This is a genomic window from Cupriavidus phytorum (genome assembly GCF_003254285.1).
Lineage (GTDB): Bacteria > Pseudomonadota > Gammaproteobacteria > Burkholderiales > Burkholderiaceae > Cupriavidus > Cupriavidus phytorum.
This window is the reverse complement of record NZ_QKZN01000027.1, coordinates 1-14,805: the sequence shown is the minus strand read 5'-3', so window position 1 is coordinate 14,805 and position 14,805 is coordinate 1. Positions and strand designations below refer to the sequence as shown.

Genomic DNA, 14,805 nt, shown 5'->3' with positions numbered 1-14,805 from the left:
CGGCGTGCTGACCATATGGTTCAGCCGCTTCGAGATCGGCGAAATTAACCTGCACGCCGCTGCGGCGTGCAGGCCACAAACATCACCCAGGGACGAAACTTCCTGACCTCTACAATGTGTCCACCATGTCCTCGCACATGTGTCCACCATGTCCTCGGTCTATACATCCCGCGCGCGGGAGAGGGGAGCAAAAACCAGCAGGACCCGAGACCGCGCGCCACCTCAATCGATCGCATCCAGCTTTGCCACCGCCAGCGCCAGCCACTTCGCGCCATGCCGCTTGAAGTTGATATTGGCGCGCGCATCGGTGCCCTCGCCTTCCAGCGCGGTAATCACGCCTTCGCCGAACTTGTTGTGGAACACCGACTGGCCGACGCGGAAGCCGGTGCCGGCCTCGCGTTTGGCATCGGCATAGCCGTTGCCGTTGTCCATGCCGCCGGTCGGCTTGGTGCCGGTATAGGGCACGTCCTCGGGCTTGCGGAACCAGTCGCGGCCCCAGGCATTGTCGCGTTCCTGGCGGCGCACGCCGCCGTAGCTCTGCGCCGGCGGGGTCAGCCATTTGAGCGAGGTCTCGGGCAATTCCTCGAAGAAGCGCGAGCGCACGTGGTAGCGGGTCTGGCCGTGCAGCATGCGGCTTTGCGCGAACGACATGTAGAGCCGCTTGCGCGCACGCGTGATCGCCACGTACATCAGCCGGCGCTCTTCTTCCAGGCCATCGGGGTCCATCATGCTGTTCTCGTGCGGGAACAGTCCTTCCTCCAGCCCGCTGATAAAGACCACGTCGAACTCCAGCCCCTTGGCCGCGTGCACGGTCATCATCTGCACCGCGTCCTGGCCGGCCTGGGCCTGGTTGTCGCCGGCCTCGAGCGAAGCGTGGGTCAGGAACGCGACCAGCGGCGTCATCACCACCGGCAGCGCCTCGGGGTCGAGCAGCTGCTGTGACTGGTCGCCGTCGGCCAGCACCGGCGTGGCGGGACCGCGGTCGGCCGGGATCACCGCGGCCAGCGCTTCGAGGCCATAGCCCTCCTCGACCACGAAGGCCTGCGCCGCGGTCACCAGTTCCTGCAAGTTCTCGATGCGGTCCTGGCCCTCTTTCTCGCCCTGGTAATGCGTGATCAGGCCGCTGTGGTTGATCACGTATTCGACGGTCTCGGCCAGCGTCAGGCGGCGCGTGTCGGCGCGCATCTGGTCGATCAGCCGCGTGAACGCGGCCAGCTTGCTGCCGGCCGCGCCGGGCACGTAGGCCACTGCCTCGGCCAGCGCGCAGTCGTACTGGCGCGCCATGTCCTGCAGCACTTCGAGCGAGCGCGCGCCGATGCCGCGCGCCGGGAAGTTGACCACGCGGCCGAAGGCGGCGTCGTTGCGCGGGTTCTCCAGCAACTGCAGGTAGGCCAGCGCGTGCTTGATTTCGGCGCGCTCGAAGAAGCGCAGGCCGCCGTAGACGCGGTACGGGATGCCGGCCGAGAACAGCGCGTGCTCGATCACGCGCGACTGCGCATTGCTGCGGTACAGGATGGCGATCTCGGCGCGGCTGGCGCCCTGCGCGATCTGGTCGCGGATCTCCTCGATGATCCAGGCGGCTTCCTGCCCATCGGAGCCGCCCTGGAACACCCGCACCGGCTCGCCGTGTCCGGCGTCGGTGCGCAGGTTCTTGCCGAGGCGGCGCGCGTTGTGCGAGATCAGGTGGTTGGCCGAATCGAGGATATGCCCGTGCGAGCGGTAGTTCTGCTCCAGCTTGATCAGCCGGCGCACGCGGAACTCGTGCTCGAAGTCGCGCATGTTGCCGACATTGGCGCCGCGGAAGGCATAGATGCTCTGGTCGTCGTCGCCCACGGCAAAGACCGCGGCCGGGTTCTGCGTGCCGTGGCCGGCCAGCAGCTTGAGCCACTGGTACTGCAGCACGTTGGTGTCCTGGAACTCGTCGACCAGCACGTGGCGGAAGCGGTGCTGGTAGTGCTGGCGGATGGCGTCGTTGTAGCGCAGCAGCTCGTAGCAGCGCAGCAGCAGCTCGGCGAAGTCGACCACGCCCTCGCGCTGGCACTGCATGTCGTAGGCGGCGTAGAGGTCGACGAAGCGCTTGTTGAAGTCGTCGTTGGCCTCGACGTCGGCCGGGCGCAGGCCCTGCTCCTTGGCGTTGTTGATGAAGTACTGCAGGTTCTTGGCCGGGTACTTTTCGTCGTCGACGTTGAGCGACTTGAGCAGCCGCTTCAGCGCCGACAGCTGGTCCTGGCTGTCGAGGATGGCAAAGGTCTGGGGCAGCCCGGCGTCGCGGAAATGCGCGCGCAGCATGCGGTTGCACAGGCCATGGAAGGTGCCGATCCACATGCCGCGGGTGTTGATCGGCAGCATCGACTGCAGCCGCGTCTGCATTTCCTTCGAGGCCTTGTTGGTAAAGGTCACAGCCAGGATGCCCGCCGGCGAGACCCGGCCGTTCTGCAGCAGCCAGGCAATGCGCGTGGTCAGCACGCGGGTCTTGCCGCTGCCCGCGCCCGCCAGGATCAGCGCCGGTTCGTCGGGCAGGGTGACGGCGGCTAGTTGTTCGGCGTTCAGGTTGGCGAGCAGGTCGGACATCGGAAAGGCCTAGTGGAATCGCCCGCAATTATACCGGGGGCCCCTGTTCCATAAATCACATCCGGCCGCGCGCCGGCGCGCGCTTGCTGGGCGCGGCCGGCCGGCTCCGGCCACGAAATAGGCACCGGCCGCCCGCCCCCGTATAATTTGTGGTTTCACTGGCGCCAGGCCGGTCCTCGCAGGCCGCCAGCGATCGCCAGGCGCAGGCCACCGCACCTGCCACGCACCCAGACGCCAACCTCGACATCCCAGCATGACCGCCCAAGACCAATCGCTTGCCAAGAGCTTCGAACCCGCCGCCATCGAGGCGAAATGGGGCCCCGAGTGGGAGAAGCGCGGCATCGCCAAGCCCACCTTCGACCCCGCCCGCCCGGACTTCGCGATCCAGCTGCCGCCGCCCAATGTGACCGGCACGCTGCACATGGGCCATGCCTTCAACCAGACCATCATGGACGGCCTGGCCCGCCACGCGCGCATGCTGGGCGCCAACACGCTGTGGGTCCCGGGCACCGACCACGCCGGCATCGCCACCCAGATCGTGGTGGAGCGCCAGCTCGAGGGCCAGGGCGTGTCGCGCCATGACCTCGGCCGCGAGAAGTTCACCGAGAAGGTGTGGGCCTGGAAGGAAGAGTCGGGCTCGACCATCACGCGCCAGGTGCGGCGCATGGGCGCGTCGATCGACTGGAGCCGCGAGTACTTCACCATGTCGCCGGAGATGTCGAAGGCGGTCACCGAGGTGTTCGTGCGGCTGTACGAGCAGGGCCTGATCTACCGCGGCAAGCGCCTGGTCAACTGGGACCCGGTGCTGGGCACCGCAGTGTCGGACCTGGAAGTCGACAGCGTCGAGGAAGAAGGTTCGCTGTGGCATATCCGCTATCCGCTGGTCGAGGCCGACGCCAAGGGCGGCCTGACCCACCTGACCGTGGCCACCACGCGTCCGGAAACCATGCTCGGCGACGTCGCCGTGATGGTGCATCCGGAAGACGAGCGCTACGCGCACCTGATCGGCAAGTCGGTGCACCTGCCGCTGACCGGCCGCCAGATCCCGGTGATCGCCGACGAATACGTCGACCGCGAGTTCGGCACCGGCGTGGTCAAGGTCACGCCGGGCCACGACTTCAACGACTATGCGGTGGGCCTGCGCCACAACCTGCCGCAGTTGTCGATCCTGACGCTGGACGCGAAGATCGTTGCCGACGCCCCCGCCGCCTATGCCGGCCTGGACCGCTTCGACGCGCGCAAGGCCATCGTCGACGACCTCGACAAGCAGGGCCTGCTGGAAGACGTCAAGAAGCACAAGCTGATGACCCCGCGCAGCGAGCGCACCGGCAGCGCGATCGAGCCGATGCTGACCGACCAGTGGTTCGTCGCCATGAGCAAGCCGGCGCCGGAAGGCACCTTCTACCCCGGCCGCTCGATCGCCGAGGTCGCGCTCGAGGCCGTGCAGAGCGGCGAGATCAAGCTGGTGCCGGAGAACTGGATCAGCACCTACAACCAGTGGCTGGGCAATATCCAGGACTGGTGCATCTCGCGCCAGCTGTGGTGGGGCCACCAGATCCCGGCGTGGTACGACGATGCCGGCAACTGCTTCGTCGGCCGCACCGAGGAAGAAGCCGCCGCCAAGGCAAAGGCCGCCGGCAGCACCGGCGCGCTGCGCCGCGAGGAAGACGTGCTCGACACCTGGTTCTCGTCGGCGCTGGTGCCATTCTCCTCGCTGGGCTGGCCTGAAGAAACCCCTGAACTGAAGCACTTCCTGCCGTCGTCGGTGCTGGTCACCGGCTACGACATCATCTTCTTCTGGGTGGCGCGCATGGTCATGATGACCAAGCACTTCACCGGCAAGGTGCCCTTCCACACCGTCTACGTGCACGGCCTGGTGCGCGATTCGGAAGGCAAGAAGATGAGCAAGTCCGAGGGCAACACGCTCGACCCGGTCGACCTGATCGACGGCATCGACCTCGACACGCTGCTGAAGAAGCGCACCACCGGCCTGCGCCGGCCCAAGGACGCGCCCAAGATCGAGAAGAAGACGAAGAAGGAATTCCCCGAGGGCATTCCGGCCTTCGGCGCCGACGCGCTGCGCTTCACCTTCGCCTCGCTGGCCACGCTCGGGCGCAACATCAACTTCGATACCGGCCGCTGCGAGGGCTACCGCAACTTCTGCAACAAGCTGTGGAACGCCACCCGCTTCGTGCTGATGAACACCGAGGGCCATGACTGCGGCATGGGCCCGTGCAACCAGGACTGCGGCCCGGACGGCTATCTCGATTTCTCGCAGGCGGACCGCTGGATCGTGTCGCTGCTGCAGCGTGTCGAGGCCGAGGTCGAAAAGGGCTTCGCCGAATACCGCTTCGACAATATCGCCAACGCCATCTACAAGTTCGTCTGGGACGAGTACTGCGACTGGTACCTGGAACTGGCCAAGGTGCAGATCCAGAACGGCACCGAGGCCCAGCAGCGCGCCACCCGCCGCACCCTGCTACGCGTGCTCGAAACCGTGCTGCGCCTGGCGCATCCGGTGATCCCGTTCATCACCGAGGAGCTGTGGCAGAAGGTGGCCCCGCTGGCCGGACGCGCCGGCGGCGATGGTGCGGAAACCATCGCATTGCAGCCGTATCCGCTGCCCGCCGTCGCCAAGATCGACGAGAATGCCGAGCAGTGGGTTGCGCGCCTGAAGGAAGTGATCGACGCGTGCCGGAATCTGCGCGGCGAAATGAACATCTCGCCGGCCCAGCGCATCCCCCTGTATGCGCAGGGCGACAGCGCCTTCCTGAAGGCGGCGAGCGCACATATCCAGGCGCTGGCGAAACTTTCGGAGGTGCGGGTCTTCGAAGATGAAGCCTCCCTGCAAGCGGAGGGCGCCGGTGCGCCGGTCGCCATTGCCGGGGGCAACCACCTGCTGCTGAAGATCGAGATCGATGTCGCCGCCGAGCGCGCGCGCCTGTCGAAGGAAGTCGAACGCATCGGTGGCGAAATCGGCAAGTGCCGCGCCAAGCTGTCGAACGAGAGCTTTGTCGCCAAGGCACCGCCCGCGGTGGTGGCGCAAGAGACGCAGCGCCTGTCCGATTTCGAGCAGACGCTGGCCAAGCTGCAGGGCCAGCTGCAGCGGCTGCCGGCCTGACCCTAGGGGTCAGTCAGGCGGCCTGCATCACGCCCCTGCCGGCCGGGGGTTCTGTGCGGCATCGTCGGACAGAACCGGACAGACGGCGCCCACGCTGGCTGGCAGGGTTATGGACTGGAATCTGAGAGGTACACCTGATATGGAAAATCGCGTCACCAAGGCTGTGTTCCCGGTTGCGGGCCTGGGCACCCGCTTCCTGCCAGCCACCAAGGCCAGCCCCAAGGAAATGCTTCCGGTGGTGGACAAGCCGCTGATCCAGTACGCCGTGGAAGAAGCCATGGCCGCCGGCATTACCGAGATGATCTTCGTCACGGGCCGCTCCAAACGCGCGATCGAGGACCATTTCGACAAGGCCTTCGAACTGGAAGTCGAGCTCGAGGCCAAGAACAAGCAGGCGCTGCTGGACGTGGTGCGCTCGATCAAGCCGGCCAACGTCGAGTGCTACTACGTGCGCCAGCCAGAGGCGCTGGGCCTGGGCCACGCGGTGCTGTGCGCGGCCAAGCTGGTGGGCGACACCCCGTTCGCGGTGATGCTGGCCGACGACCTGATCGACGGCAACCCGCCGGTGATGAAGCAGATGGTGGATGCCTTCAACCACTACAACTGCTCGGTGCTGGGCGTCGAGGAAATCACGCCCGAGCAGAGCCGCTCCTACGGCGTGATCGATGGCCGCGAATGGGACGACGACGTGATCAAGGTCTCGGGCATCGTCGAAAAGCCGGCGCCGGAAGACGCGCCCTCCAACCTTGGCGTGGTCGGCCGCTACATCCTGACGCCGCGCATCTTCGACCACCTGCGCGAGCTCAAGCCCGGTGCCGGCGGCGAGCTGCAGCTGACCGACGCGATCCAGTCGCTGCTGGGCCAGGAGCAGGTGCTGGCCTACCGCTACCAGGGCCGCCGCTATGACTGCGGCAGCAAGCTGGGCTACCTCAAGGCGACCGTCGAGTTCGCGCTGAAGCACCCCGAAGTGGGCACCGATTTCAGCGCCTACCTGGAATCTCGCGAACACCTGAACGGCCTGGGCCGCTGAGCTCGCCGTCGCGGGCACGAAGAAAAAGCCGCTTTCGAGCGGCTTTTTCCTTATGGGCGCACGGCGCCGGCCGGGCGCTCCCTGCCGCGCGGGCGGGAACGGCAGCAACCGATCAGCGACGGCGCATGTAGAACACGAATACCTTGTCCACTTCCGAGTGCGACAGCAGCTCGTTGCCGGTCTGCTTGGCAAAGGCCTGGAAATCGCGGGTGGCGCCGGGATCGGTGGCCAGCACCTTGAGCACGTCGCCGCTGGCCATGTCGGCCAGGGCCTTCTTGGTGCGCAGGATCGGCAGCGGGCAGTTCAGGCCGCGCGCGTCCACTTCTTTCTGGAACTCCATTCGTCTCTTCCTCTGATGCTTGGGGGCTGGAGGCCGGCTGAAAAACCGGCCTTACCAGCGGTATTGTAGCGAAGCCCCGACCTGGCTGAAGTCGTGGGGGCGGCGCGGGTCCGGAATGTCGGCGCCGGTCTGGCGGTCGAAGAAGCGCACCGGGTAGCCGCGGGCGGCAAGCCAGTCGGCCACCGCGAAGCCGGTTCCGGCCGACCACACGCGCACTTCCTCGGGCGCCACCAGCTTGTACTCTGCCAGTTCCTCGGACAATTCGACGGTGCCGGTCGCCTTGACGTGATAGGCGATGATCAGCTCGTTCTTGCGCATGAACTCGTAGACGCCGATCAGCGCGACCGACTCGGTATCGAGGTTGGTCTCTTCCTTCAGTTCGCGCGCCACGCCCAGCTCGGGCGGCTCGTCGCGCTCCAGGAAGCCCGTCACCAGCGCAAACATCTTTTCCGGCCACGCGGCGTTGCGCGCCAGCAGCAGCTTGTCCTGGTACTCCACCACCGCCGCCAGCACCGGCAGCGGGTTGTTCCAGTGCACGAAGCCGCAGTCCTGCTGCACGCAGGCGTGGCGTTCGCGCCCGGACAGCGGCAGCAGCTCGAGCGGCGCGCCGCACTGCGGGCAGAATCGGTAGGTCATGGGGGCTCCTGTGTCTCGTCGTTATCAGTATGAGGATGGCGGGATTCGGCCCCGCTACGCGCCGCAGGCAGCGCGCATGTCGGCGGCCAGTGCTTCGACGGTCTGCGGCTGCAGGTCCCATGAACACATGAAGCGGCAGCCGCCCGCGCCGATAAAGGTGTAGAAGCGCCACCCCTTTGCGCGCAGCGCCTCGATCGCCGGCAACGGCAGCTCGGCGAAGACCGCATTGGATTGGGTCGGGAACATGATGCGCACGCCCGGGATGTCGCGGATGCGCTGCTGCAGCAGTTGCGCCATCGCATTGGCATGGCGCGCGTTGGCCAACCACACGTCGTTCTCGAGCAAACCCAGCCACGGCGCGGAGATGAAGCGCATCTTCGACGCCAGCTGTCCGGCCTGCTTGACGCGGTAGGCAAAGTCCTCGGCCAGGCGGCGGTCGAAGAACACCACTGCCTCGCCCACCGGCAGCCCGTTCTTGGTGCCGCCGAAGCACAGCACGTCGACGCCGGCGCGCCAGGTGATTTCGGAAGGATGCACGCCCAGCGACGCCACCGCGTTGGCAAAGCGCGCGCCGTCCATGTGCACGCGCAGCTGCCGGCGCTTGGCGATGGCGGCGATGGCGCGCACCTCTTCGACGCTGTAGACGGTGCCGACTTCGGTCGATTGCGTCAGCGACACCACCTTGGGCTTGGGGTAATGGATGTCGGCGCGGCGCGTGACCAGCGCCTCGACCGCATCGGGCGTGAGCTTGCCGTGCTCGCCCGGCGCGGTCAGCAGCTTGGAGCCGTTGGAGAAGAATTCCGGCCCGCCGCATTCGTCGGTCTCGATATGCGCCAGCTCGTGGCAGATCACCGAGTGGTACGACTGGCACAGCGCCGACAGCGCCAGCGAGTTGGCCGCGGTGCCGTTGAACACGAAGAACACTTCGCAATCGGTCTGGAACAGGTCGCGGATCCGGTCGCAGACCTTCTGCGTCCAGCTGTCGTCGCCATAGGCCTGCTCATGGCCGCTGCCGTTGGCTTCCAGGAAATACTTGAGCGATTCCGGGCAGAAGCCGGCGTAGTTGTCGGAGGCGAAGTGCTGCATGGTGTTCAGTGCGGAGCGGCCTGGCGCCTTACTTCTTGTCGGCCCACAGCTCGCCGCCGGTGGCCCAGTTCTCGCGCTTGATATCGGTGATGATGATGTCGACCGCCGACGGCGAGCAGCCCAGCGTTTCGCAGCTGACGCGGGTCACTGCCTCGACAAACTTGCGCTTCTGCTCGATGGTGCGGCCTTCAAACATTTCGACGTGGAAAGTCGGCATACATTGCTCCTGTGCTTGATTGATTGTTGTGGTCCGGGCGGGGACGGCGTTTCCCTTCAGTCCCGGTAGGAAGGATCGATTCTATCCAGTTTGCGCAGCAGCGCGGGCCATTCCAGCACGCCCTCGACCGCGCCATCGTCATGGAGCTGCGCCGAAGTCTTGTCCGCCACGGCGGCGTCGGGCTGCACCAGCGCGCCGCCGGCCTGCGCCGCAATCTGGATTTCGCAGGCCTTGATCAGCGTCGCCATCAGCACATAGGCCTCGGCCACCGTGCGGCCCACCGTCAGCGTGCCGTGGTTGCGCAACAGCATGGCCGGATGCGTGCCCAGCGATGCGGTCAGCCGCGCGCCCTCGGCCGGGGTGAAGGCCAGGCCCTCGTAGTCGTGGTAGGCGATGCGGCCATGGAAACGCATGGCATGCTGCGACAGCGGCAGCAGCCCCGCCGCCTGCGCCGACACCGCGATGCCGGCGGTGTTATGCAGGTGCATCACGCACATCGCATCGGCGCGCGCGGCATGCACCGCGGCGTGCAGCGCGAAGCCGGTCACGTTGACCGGATGCACGGTGTCGCCGACGACTTCGCCGCGGCCGTTGATCTTGACCAGGTCGCTGGCGCGGATCTCGTCGAAGGCAAAGCCGAACGGGTTGATCAGGAAGTGATCCGGCTCGCCCGGCACCGTGGCCGAGATATGGGTGTAGATCAGGTCATCCCAGCCCTCGCGCGCGGCCAGGCGATAGGCCGCGGCCAGGTCGACGCGCACGCGCTGCTCTTCGGCCGAGACGGGATGGGAAGCGCCCGCGGCGCGCGCGGGCTGCAAGGCAAAAGACATGGGGTCGCTCCTGCGCCGCCCGGTCTGGCGTGCCGGGTACGGCCCGGCCTTCTGTGCCGCGCCGCTGGACCGCGATGCCGGCTGACCCGGCCGCAATCCATCGCGCGGCGCGCCGGACGGCAAAGGCGATACTTTAGCGCACCTTGGCGGCCGGGCCCGGGCCCCTGCTTGCCGACTCCCCGACCGCTGGCAGCGGCCACGCGCGGCGCATCCACGCGAACACCAGCGCGCCCAGCGCCAGTGCCGCCGCTGCGCACGCCAGCGACCCGGCGAAGCCGCCGCTGCGCGCCACCAGCGCGGTCGCCAGCGGCGGGCCGGCGATCTGGCCGAGGCCGTAGGACGCGGTCATCAGGCCCATCAGCCGCGGTGCCCGCGGCCCCCACAGCCGCCGCGCCTCGCGCATCGCGAACGCCACCAGCGCGGTGAACGGCAGGCCCGCCAGCAGGCTGCTGAGGGCAAAACCGGCGACGCTCGGCAACACCACCGCAATCGCCACGCCGAGCGCCTGCATGCCATACAGCAGCGCCAGCAGCTTGCGGTTGTCGTGCCCCATGCCGACCCGCGTCGCCAGGAACGCGCCCACCGCCACGCCCGCGCCGAAGATCGGCCAGAACAGGTCGGCCCACACCGTGCCCGGCAGCGCCTGGTGCGCGATCACCGGCAGGAAGGTCGCCGTGATGATGTAGCCAAAGCCGGCCAGGCCGTAGGCCAGCGTCAGCATCCAGGCCTCGGCATGGAGCCGCGCCGTGCCGGTATCGGCATCGGTTTCCGCGGGCCCCGCGCACGGCACCGCTGCCGCCACCGCGGCCGGCGCGACGAAAATGCGCCAGACCACCGCCACCAGCACCGCCGCCAGCGCGGTGAACGCGAGCCAGCCATGGTCGGCATGCCAGCCCGCGCCGACCATGCTGGATACGCCCAGCCCGGTAACCACGATGCCCAGGCCGGGACCGCAGAAGATCAACCCGGCCAGCTCCGGCCGGCCCAGCTCGGCCAGCCGCTGCAGGCACCAGGCGGCGGTGTAGACCATCGCCAGGGCGCTGGCCACGCCCGCGGCGGCGCGCCACAGCGACCACGCCGGCATGCCGCCCGGCAGGGCCATGCCCAGCGTCAGCAGCACCGTGGCCACCAGGCCCCAGCGCACCATGCGCGCCGCATCGGGCTGGATAAACATGCACACCGCGGCGCCGATGAAATAACCGATGTAGTTCACCGTCGCCAGCCAGCCGCCTTGGGCCAGCGTGACCATGCCGTCATGCAACATCATCGGCAGCAGCGGGGTGAAGGCGAAGCGGCCGATGCCCATCGCCACCGCCAGCGACACCAGCCCGGCCAGCGCCACCGCGAGCGGGCCGGCCTCGCGGCGTGGCGCGGCGGCCGCCACGGCGGGATGTTCGGACTGGAGGGGGCGGGGGATCGGCATGAGCAATGGACGGTGGTGGCAGCGGTTGCGCTGCGATTTCTGTATGCTACGCTGCCATAAGCATCTTGAAACATGAATTATCAAGATGCCAGCCATTCTGAAATCTGATGAATAACTGTGGGGCCGGCCATGGATCTTGCCGCGCTTGAGATTTTCCGCGCCGTCGTCGAAGCCGGAGGCGTCACCCGCGCGGCCGAGCGGCTGCACCGGGTGCAGTCCAATGTCACCACCCGCATCCGCCAGCTGGAGCAGTCGCTGGGCGTCGAGCTGTTCGTGCGCGACGGCCGCCGCATGGTGCTGACGCCGTCGGGCCAGACCCTGTTCGATTACGCCTGCCGCATCCTGACGCTGACCGAAGAGGCGCGCCACGCGGTGTTGCCGGCGCGGCCGCATGGCCGCCTGCGCATTGCCTCGATGGAAAGCACCGCCGCGAGCCGCCTGCCCCAGGTGCTGGCCGCGTATCACCAGGCCTGGCCCGAGGTACAGCTGGAACTGGTGACGCTGGCGACGCGGCAGGCGTTCGACGCGCTGGCACGCTTCGAGGTCGACTGCGCCTTCGTCGCCGAGCCGCTGGCCGATCCGGCGCTGCGCGCGGTGCCGGTGTTCGAGGAAGAGCTGGTGGTGATCACGCGCGAGCAGCATCGCCCGGTGCGCGGCGCGGCCGACCTCGAGGTGCCGACGCTGCTGGCGTTCGAGCCGGGCTGCAACTATCGCGCGCGGCTCGAGACCTGGTACGGCAGCGGCCCCGCGCCGACGCCGCGCGTGCTGCAGCTCAGCTCCTACCATGCCATCGTCGCCTGCGTCGCAGCCGGCATCGGCGCGGCGATCGTGCCGCGCTCCGTGCTGGGCCTGTACCGCGACCTGCCCGCCATCCGGCAGCACAGCCTGGGCGCCGCGGGCCGGGTGCGCACGCTGCTGGCGTGGCAGCCGTCGATGGCCAGCGCCGCGCTGCATGCGCTGGTCGAGGCCCTGCCCGAACTCACGCCCGCACCGCCCGGCTCGGCGGGTCCCGAACTGGCGGCGGCCTGACCCGCGGGGCCGCGTGCAAGATGTGCCCGGTGGCCTACACTTGAAGTGGCGCCACCACGGCACCTTGCCTGCCCTGCTCCTGCCATGAACCCTGCTTCCGCGTTGCTGCGGGCCTTCCGGCTGCTGTCCAGCCTGGCGCTGGCATGCTGCGCGCTTGCCTTCGGCGGCAGCGGCGCCGCGGCCCCGCCGGCTGGCACGGCCACCGCCACCGCGCCGGTATACGTGATCCCGCTGAAAGGCGCGGTCAGCCCGGCCAGCGCCAGCTTTATCCTGCGCGGCATGGCGCGCGCCCGCGAAGCCGGCGCGCAGCTGGTGGTGCTGGAAATGGATACGCCGGGCGGGCTGGATGCGTCGATGCGCGACATCATCCAGGCGATCCTGGCCTCGCCGGTGCCAGTGGCCAGCTATGTCTCTCCGGGCGGCGCGCGCGCGGCCAGCGCCGGCACCTACATTCTCTACGCCAGCCATCTCGCGGCGATGGCGCCAGGCACCAACCTGGGCGCGGCGACGCCGGTGCAGGTCGGCATCGGCGGCCCGCAGAAGCCCGACGCCCTGCCCGGCGCCAGCCCGGCGTCGGCCCCGGCCAGCGCGCCTGCCAGCGGCGACACCATGGCGCGCAAGCAGCTGCACGACGCCTCCGCCTATATCCGCGGCCTGGCGCAGCTGCGCGGGCGCAACGCCGAATGGGCCGAGCGCGCGGTGCGCGAATCGGTCAGCCTGTCGGCCGACGAGGCGCTGGCGCAGCGCGTGATCGATGTGGTCGCGGCCGACCTGCCCGCGCTGCTGCGCCAGCTCGACGGGCGCAAGCTGACCACCGCCGGCGGCAAGGCCAGCACGCTGCAGACGCGCAACGCCCCTTCGGTGACGCTGGAGCCGGACTGGCGCAACCGCTTCCTGGCCGTGATTACCGAGCCCAGCGTGGCGCTGTTGCTGATGATGATCGGCATCTACGCGCTGATCTTCGAGTTCTCCACGCCGGGCATGGTGGTGCCCGGCATCGTCGGCGCGATCTGCCTGCTGCTGGCACTGTTCGCGCTGCACATGCTGCCGGTCAACTACGCCGGGCTGGCGCTGGTGGCGCTGGGCATCGGCTGCATGGTGGCGGAGCTGTTTCTGCCCACCTTCGGCGCGCTGGGGGTCGGCGGCATCATCGCCTTCGCCTTCGGCGCGGTGATGCTGATCGACACCGACGTGCCGGGCTTCGGCGTGCCGCTGCCGATGGTGGCGGCGATGTCGGCGCTGTCGGCGGTGTTCGTGTTCGGCATGTCGGCGATGCTGATGCGCTCGCGCAAGCGCCCGGTGGTCAGCGGTGCCGACACCCTGGTCGGCAGCCGCGGCGAGCTGCTCGACGACCTGCGCGAGGAAGGCTGGGCCAGCGTGCGCGGCGAGACCTGGCGCGTGCGCAGCGCCACCCCGCTGGCGCGTGGCACGCCGGTGCTGGTCACGGGACGCAGTGGCCTGGTGCTCGACGTGATCGCCGCCGGCAGCGCGCCGGCCTCCTCTTCCCAACCGACCCCCGACAAGGGAGCCTGACCATGGCCTACGGATTCAGCTTCGGCGGTGTGATCTTCCTGCTGGCACTGCTGGTGATCACCTCGTTCCGCGTGCTGCGCGAATACGAACGCGGCGTGGTGTTCATGCTCGGGCGCTTCTGGAAGGTCAAGGGCCCGGGACTGGTGCTGCTGATCCCGGCGGTACAGCAGATGGTCCGGGTCGACCTGCGCACGGTGGTGATGGACGTGCCGCCGCAGGACGTGATCTCGCGCGACAACGTCTCGGTCAAGGTCAATGCGGTGGTGTACTTCCGTGTGGTCGATCCCGAACTGGCCATCATCCAGGTGGCGAACTTCCTCGAGGCCACCAGCCAGCTGGCGCAGACCACGCTGCGCTCGGTGCTGGGCAAGCACGAGCTGGACGAGATGCTGGCCGAGCGCGAGAAGCTCAACCTCGACATCCAGCAGGCACTGGACGCGCAGACCGACGGCTGGGGCATCAAGGTCTCTAACGTCGAGATCAAGCACGTCGACCTGAACGAGACCATGATCCGCGCCATCGCCCGCCAGGCCGAGGCCGAACGCGAGCGGCGCGCCAAGGTGATCCACGCCGAAGGCGAACTGCAGGCCTCGGAGAAGCTGCTGGAAGCGGCGCAGATGCTGGCGCGGCAGCCGCAGGCGATGCAGCTGCGCTATATGCAAACGCTGACGCAGATCGCGGGGGACAAGAGCTCCACCATCGTGTTTCCGCTGCCGATCGATTTGCTGACGACGCTGCGGAGCGCCACGGGGAACACGGAGAAGTAGGAAAGGAGACTGCCGCACTGCCTGCGGCGGGTGACTCCCCTCTCCCGCTTGCGGGATGTATAGACCGAGGACATGGTGGACACATGTGCGAGGACATGGTGGACACATTGTAGAGGTCAGGAAGTTTCGTCCCTGGGTGATGTTTGTGGCCTGCACGCCGCAGCGGCGTGCAGGTTAATTTCGCCGATCTCGAAGCGGCTGAACCATATGGTCAGCACGCCG

12 protein-coding genes are annotated in these 14,805 nt (G+C 68.1%); 5 read left to right on the top strand and 7 right to left on the bottom strand.

Annotated elements, in window-relative coordinates; genetic code table 11:
• Window positions 1-222: 222 nt before the first annotated feature.
• The gene (locus tag C7416_RS28605; protein WP_111521989.1) at window positions 223-2,571 is read right to left on the bottom strand and encodes a UvrD-helicase domain-containing protein; all 2,349 of its coding nucleotides are present in this window, start codon (window positions 2,569-2,571) and stop codon (window positions 223-225) included.
• Between the two features lie 253 nt (window positions 2,572-2,824).
• On the opposite strand from C7416_RS28605, the gene C7416_RS28600 reads away from it, so the two are divergent.
• Together C7416_RS28600 and galU are read left to right on the top strand one after the other, a co-directional pair.
• Window positions 2,825-5,692 carry a valine--tRNA ligase gene (locus C7416_RS28600; protein WP_111521988.1) on the top strand — a complete coding sequence of 956 codons (2,868 nt, stop codon included), beginning with the start codon at window positions 2,825-2,827 and terminating at the stop codon, window positions 5,690-5,692.
• Between the two features lie 139 nt (window positions 5,693-5,831).
• On the top strand, window positions 5,832-6,722 hold the full coding sequence (gene galU / locus C7416_RS28595) for a UTP--glucose-1-phosphate uridylyltransferase GalU (RefSeq protein ID WP_025585208.1): 891 nt from the start codon (window positions 5,832-5,834) through the stop codon (window positions 6,720-6,722).
• Between the two features lie 112 nt (window positions 6,723-6,834).
• Here galU and C7416_RS28590 read toward each other — a convergent pair whose 3' ends face one another.
• From C7416_RS28590 to C7416_RS28565, 6 genes are all read right to left on the bottom strand, one after another.
• Window positions 6,835-7,062 (bottom strand): sulfurtransferase TusA family protein, encoded by a 228-nt coding sequence (locus C7416_RS28590; RefSeq protein ID WP_010813669.1) that lies wholly within the window; start codon window positions 7,060-7,062, stop codon window positions 6,835-6,837.
• Window positions 7,063-7,113: 51 nt separating this feature from the next.
• Entirely contained in the window at window positions 7,114-7,698 is a 585-nt protein-coding gene (locus C7416_RS28585; protein WP_111521987.1) for an NUDIX hydrolase, read from the bottom strand.
• Window positions 7,699-7,752: 54 nt separating this feature from the next.
• Entirely contained in the window at window positions 7,753-8,784 is a 1,032-nt protein-coding gene (locus tag C7416_RS28580; protein WP_111521986.1) for a threonine aldolase family protein, read from the bottom strand.
• A gap of 28 nt (window positions 8,785-8,812) precedes the next feature.
• The gene (locus tag C7416_RS28575) at window positions 8,813-9,001 is read right to left on the bottom strand and encodes a 4-oxalocrotonate tautomerase (protein ID WP_111521985.1); all 189 of its coding nucleotides are present in this window, start codon (window positions 8,999-9,001) and stop codon (window positions 8,813-8,815) included.
• A gap of 56 nt (window positions 9,002-9,057) precedes the next feature.
• On the bottom strand, window positions 9,058-9,831 hold the full coding sequence (locus tag C7416_RS28570) for a class II aldolase/adducin family protein (RefSeq protein WP_111521984.1): 774 nt from the start codon (window positions 9,829-9,831) through the stop codon (window positions 9,058-9,060).
• A gap of 133 nt (window positions 9,832-9,964) precedes the next feature.
• On the bottom strand, window positions 9,965-11,254 hold the full coding sequence (locus C7416_RS28565) for a YbfB/YjiJ family MFS transporter (RefSeq protein ID WP_111521983.1): 1,290 nt from the start codon (window positions 11,252-11,254) through the stop codon (window positions 9,965-9,967).
• Between the two features lie 129 nt (window positions 11,255-11,383).
• Here C7416_RS28565 and C7416_RS28560 point away from each other — a divergent pair, with 129 nt between their 5' ends.
• The 3 genes from C7416_RS28560 (at window position 11,384) to C7416_RS28550 (ending at window position 14,583) form a co-directional block, all read left to right on the top strand.
• On the top strand, window positions 11,384-12,283 hold the full coding sequence (locus C7416_RS28560) for a LysR family transcriptional regulator (RefSeq protein WP_111521982.1): 900 nt from the start codon (window positions 11,384-11,386) through the stop codon (window positions 12,281-12,283).
• 84 nt (window positions 12,284-12,367) lie between these two features.
• Window positions 12,368-13,816 carry an NfeD family protein gene (locus tag C7416_RS28555; protein WP_111521981.1) on the top strand — a complete coding sequence of 483 codons (1,449 nt, stop codon included), beginning with the start codon at window positions 12,368-12,370 and terminating at the stop codon, window positions 13,814-13,816.
• Between the two features lie 2 nt (window positions 13,817-13,818).
• Complete coding sequence (locus tag C7416_RS28550) at window positions 13,819-14,583, top strand: slipin family protein (RefSeq protein ID WP_111521980.1); 765 nt, start codon at window positions 13,819-13,821, stop codon at window positions 14,581-14,583.
• Window positions 14,584-14,805: the final 222 nt, after the last annotated feature.

Coding starts and splice junctions, on each gene's coding strand:
- C7416_RS28590 (WP_010813669.1), bottom strand. CDS start 7,062: ATGGAGTTCCAGAAAGAAGTGGACGCGCGCGGCCTGAACTGCCCGCTG.
- galU (WP_025585208.1), top strand. CDS start 5,832: ATGGAAAATCGCGTCACCAAGGCTGTGTTCCCGGTTGCGGGCCTGGGC.
- C7416_RS28580 (WP_111521986.1), bottom strand. CDS start 8,784: ATGCAGCACTTCGCCTCCGACAACTACGCCGGCTTCTGCCCGGAATCG.
- C7416_RS28600 (WP_111521988.1), top strand. CDS start 2,825: ATGACCGCCCAAGACCAATCGCTTGCCAAGAGCTTCGAACCCGCCGCC.
- C7416_RS28605 (WP_111521989.1), bottom strand. CDS start 2,571: ATGTCCGACCTGCTCGCCAACCTGAACGCCGAACAACTAGCCGCCGTC.
- C7416_RS28565 (WP_111521983.1), bottom strand. CDS start 11,254: ATGCCGATCCCCCGCCCCCTCCAGTCCGAACATCCCGCCGTGGCGGCC.
- C7416_RS28555 (WP_111521981.1), top strand. CDS start 12,368: ATGAACCCTGCTTCCGCGTTGCTGCGGGCCTTCCGGCTGCTGTCCAGC.
- C7416_RS28585 (WP_111521987.1), bottom strand. CDS start 7,698: ATGACCTACCGATTCTGCCCGCAGTGCGGCGCGCCGCTCGAGCTGCTG.
- C7416_RS28575 (WP_111521985.1), bottom strand. CDS start 9,001: ATGCCGACTTTCCACGTCGAAATGTTTGAAGGCCGCACCATCGAGCAG.
- C7416_RS28560 (WP_111521982.1), top strand. CDS start 11,384: ATGGATCTTGCCGCGCTTGAGATTTTCCGCGCCGTCGTCGAAGCCGGA.
- C7416_RS28550 (WP_111521980.1), top strand. CDS start 13,819: ATGGCCTACGGATTCAGCTTCGGCGGTGTGATCTTCCTGCTGGCACTG.
- C7416_RS28570 (WP_111521984.1), bottom strand. CDS start 9,831: ATGTCTTTTGCCTTGCAGCCCGCGCGCGCCGCGGGCGCTTCCCATCCC.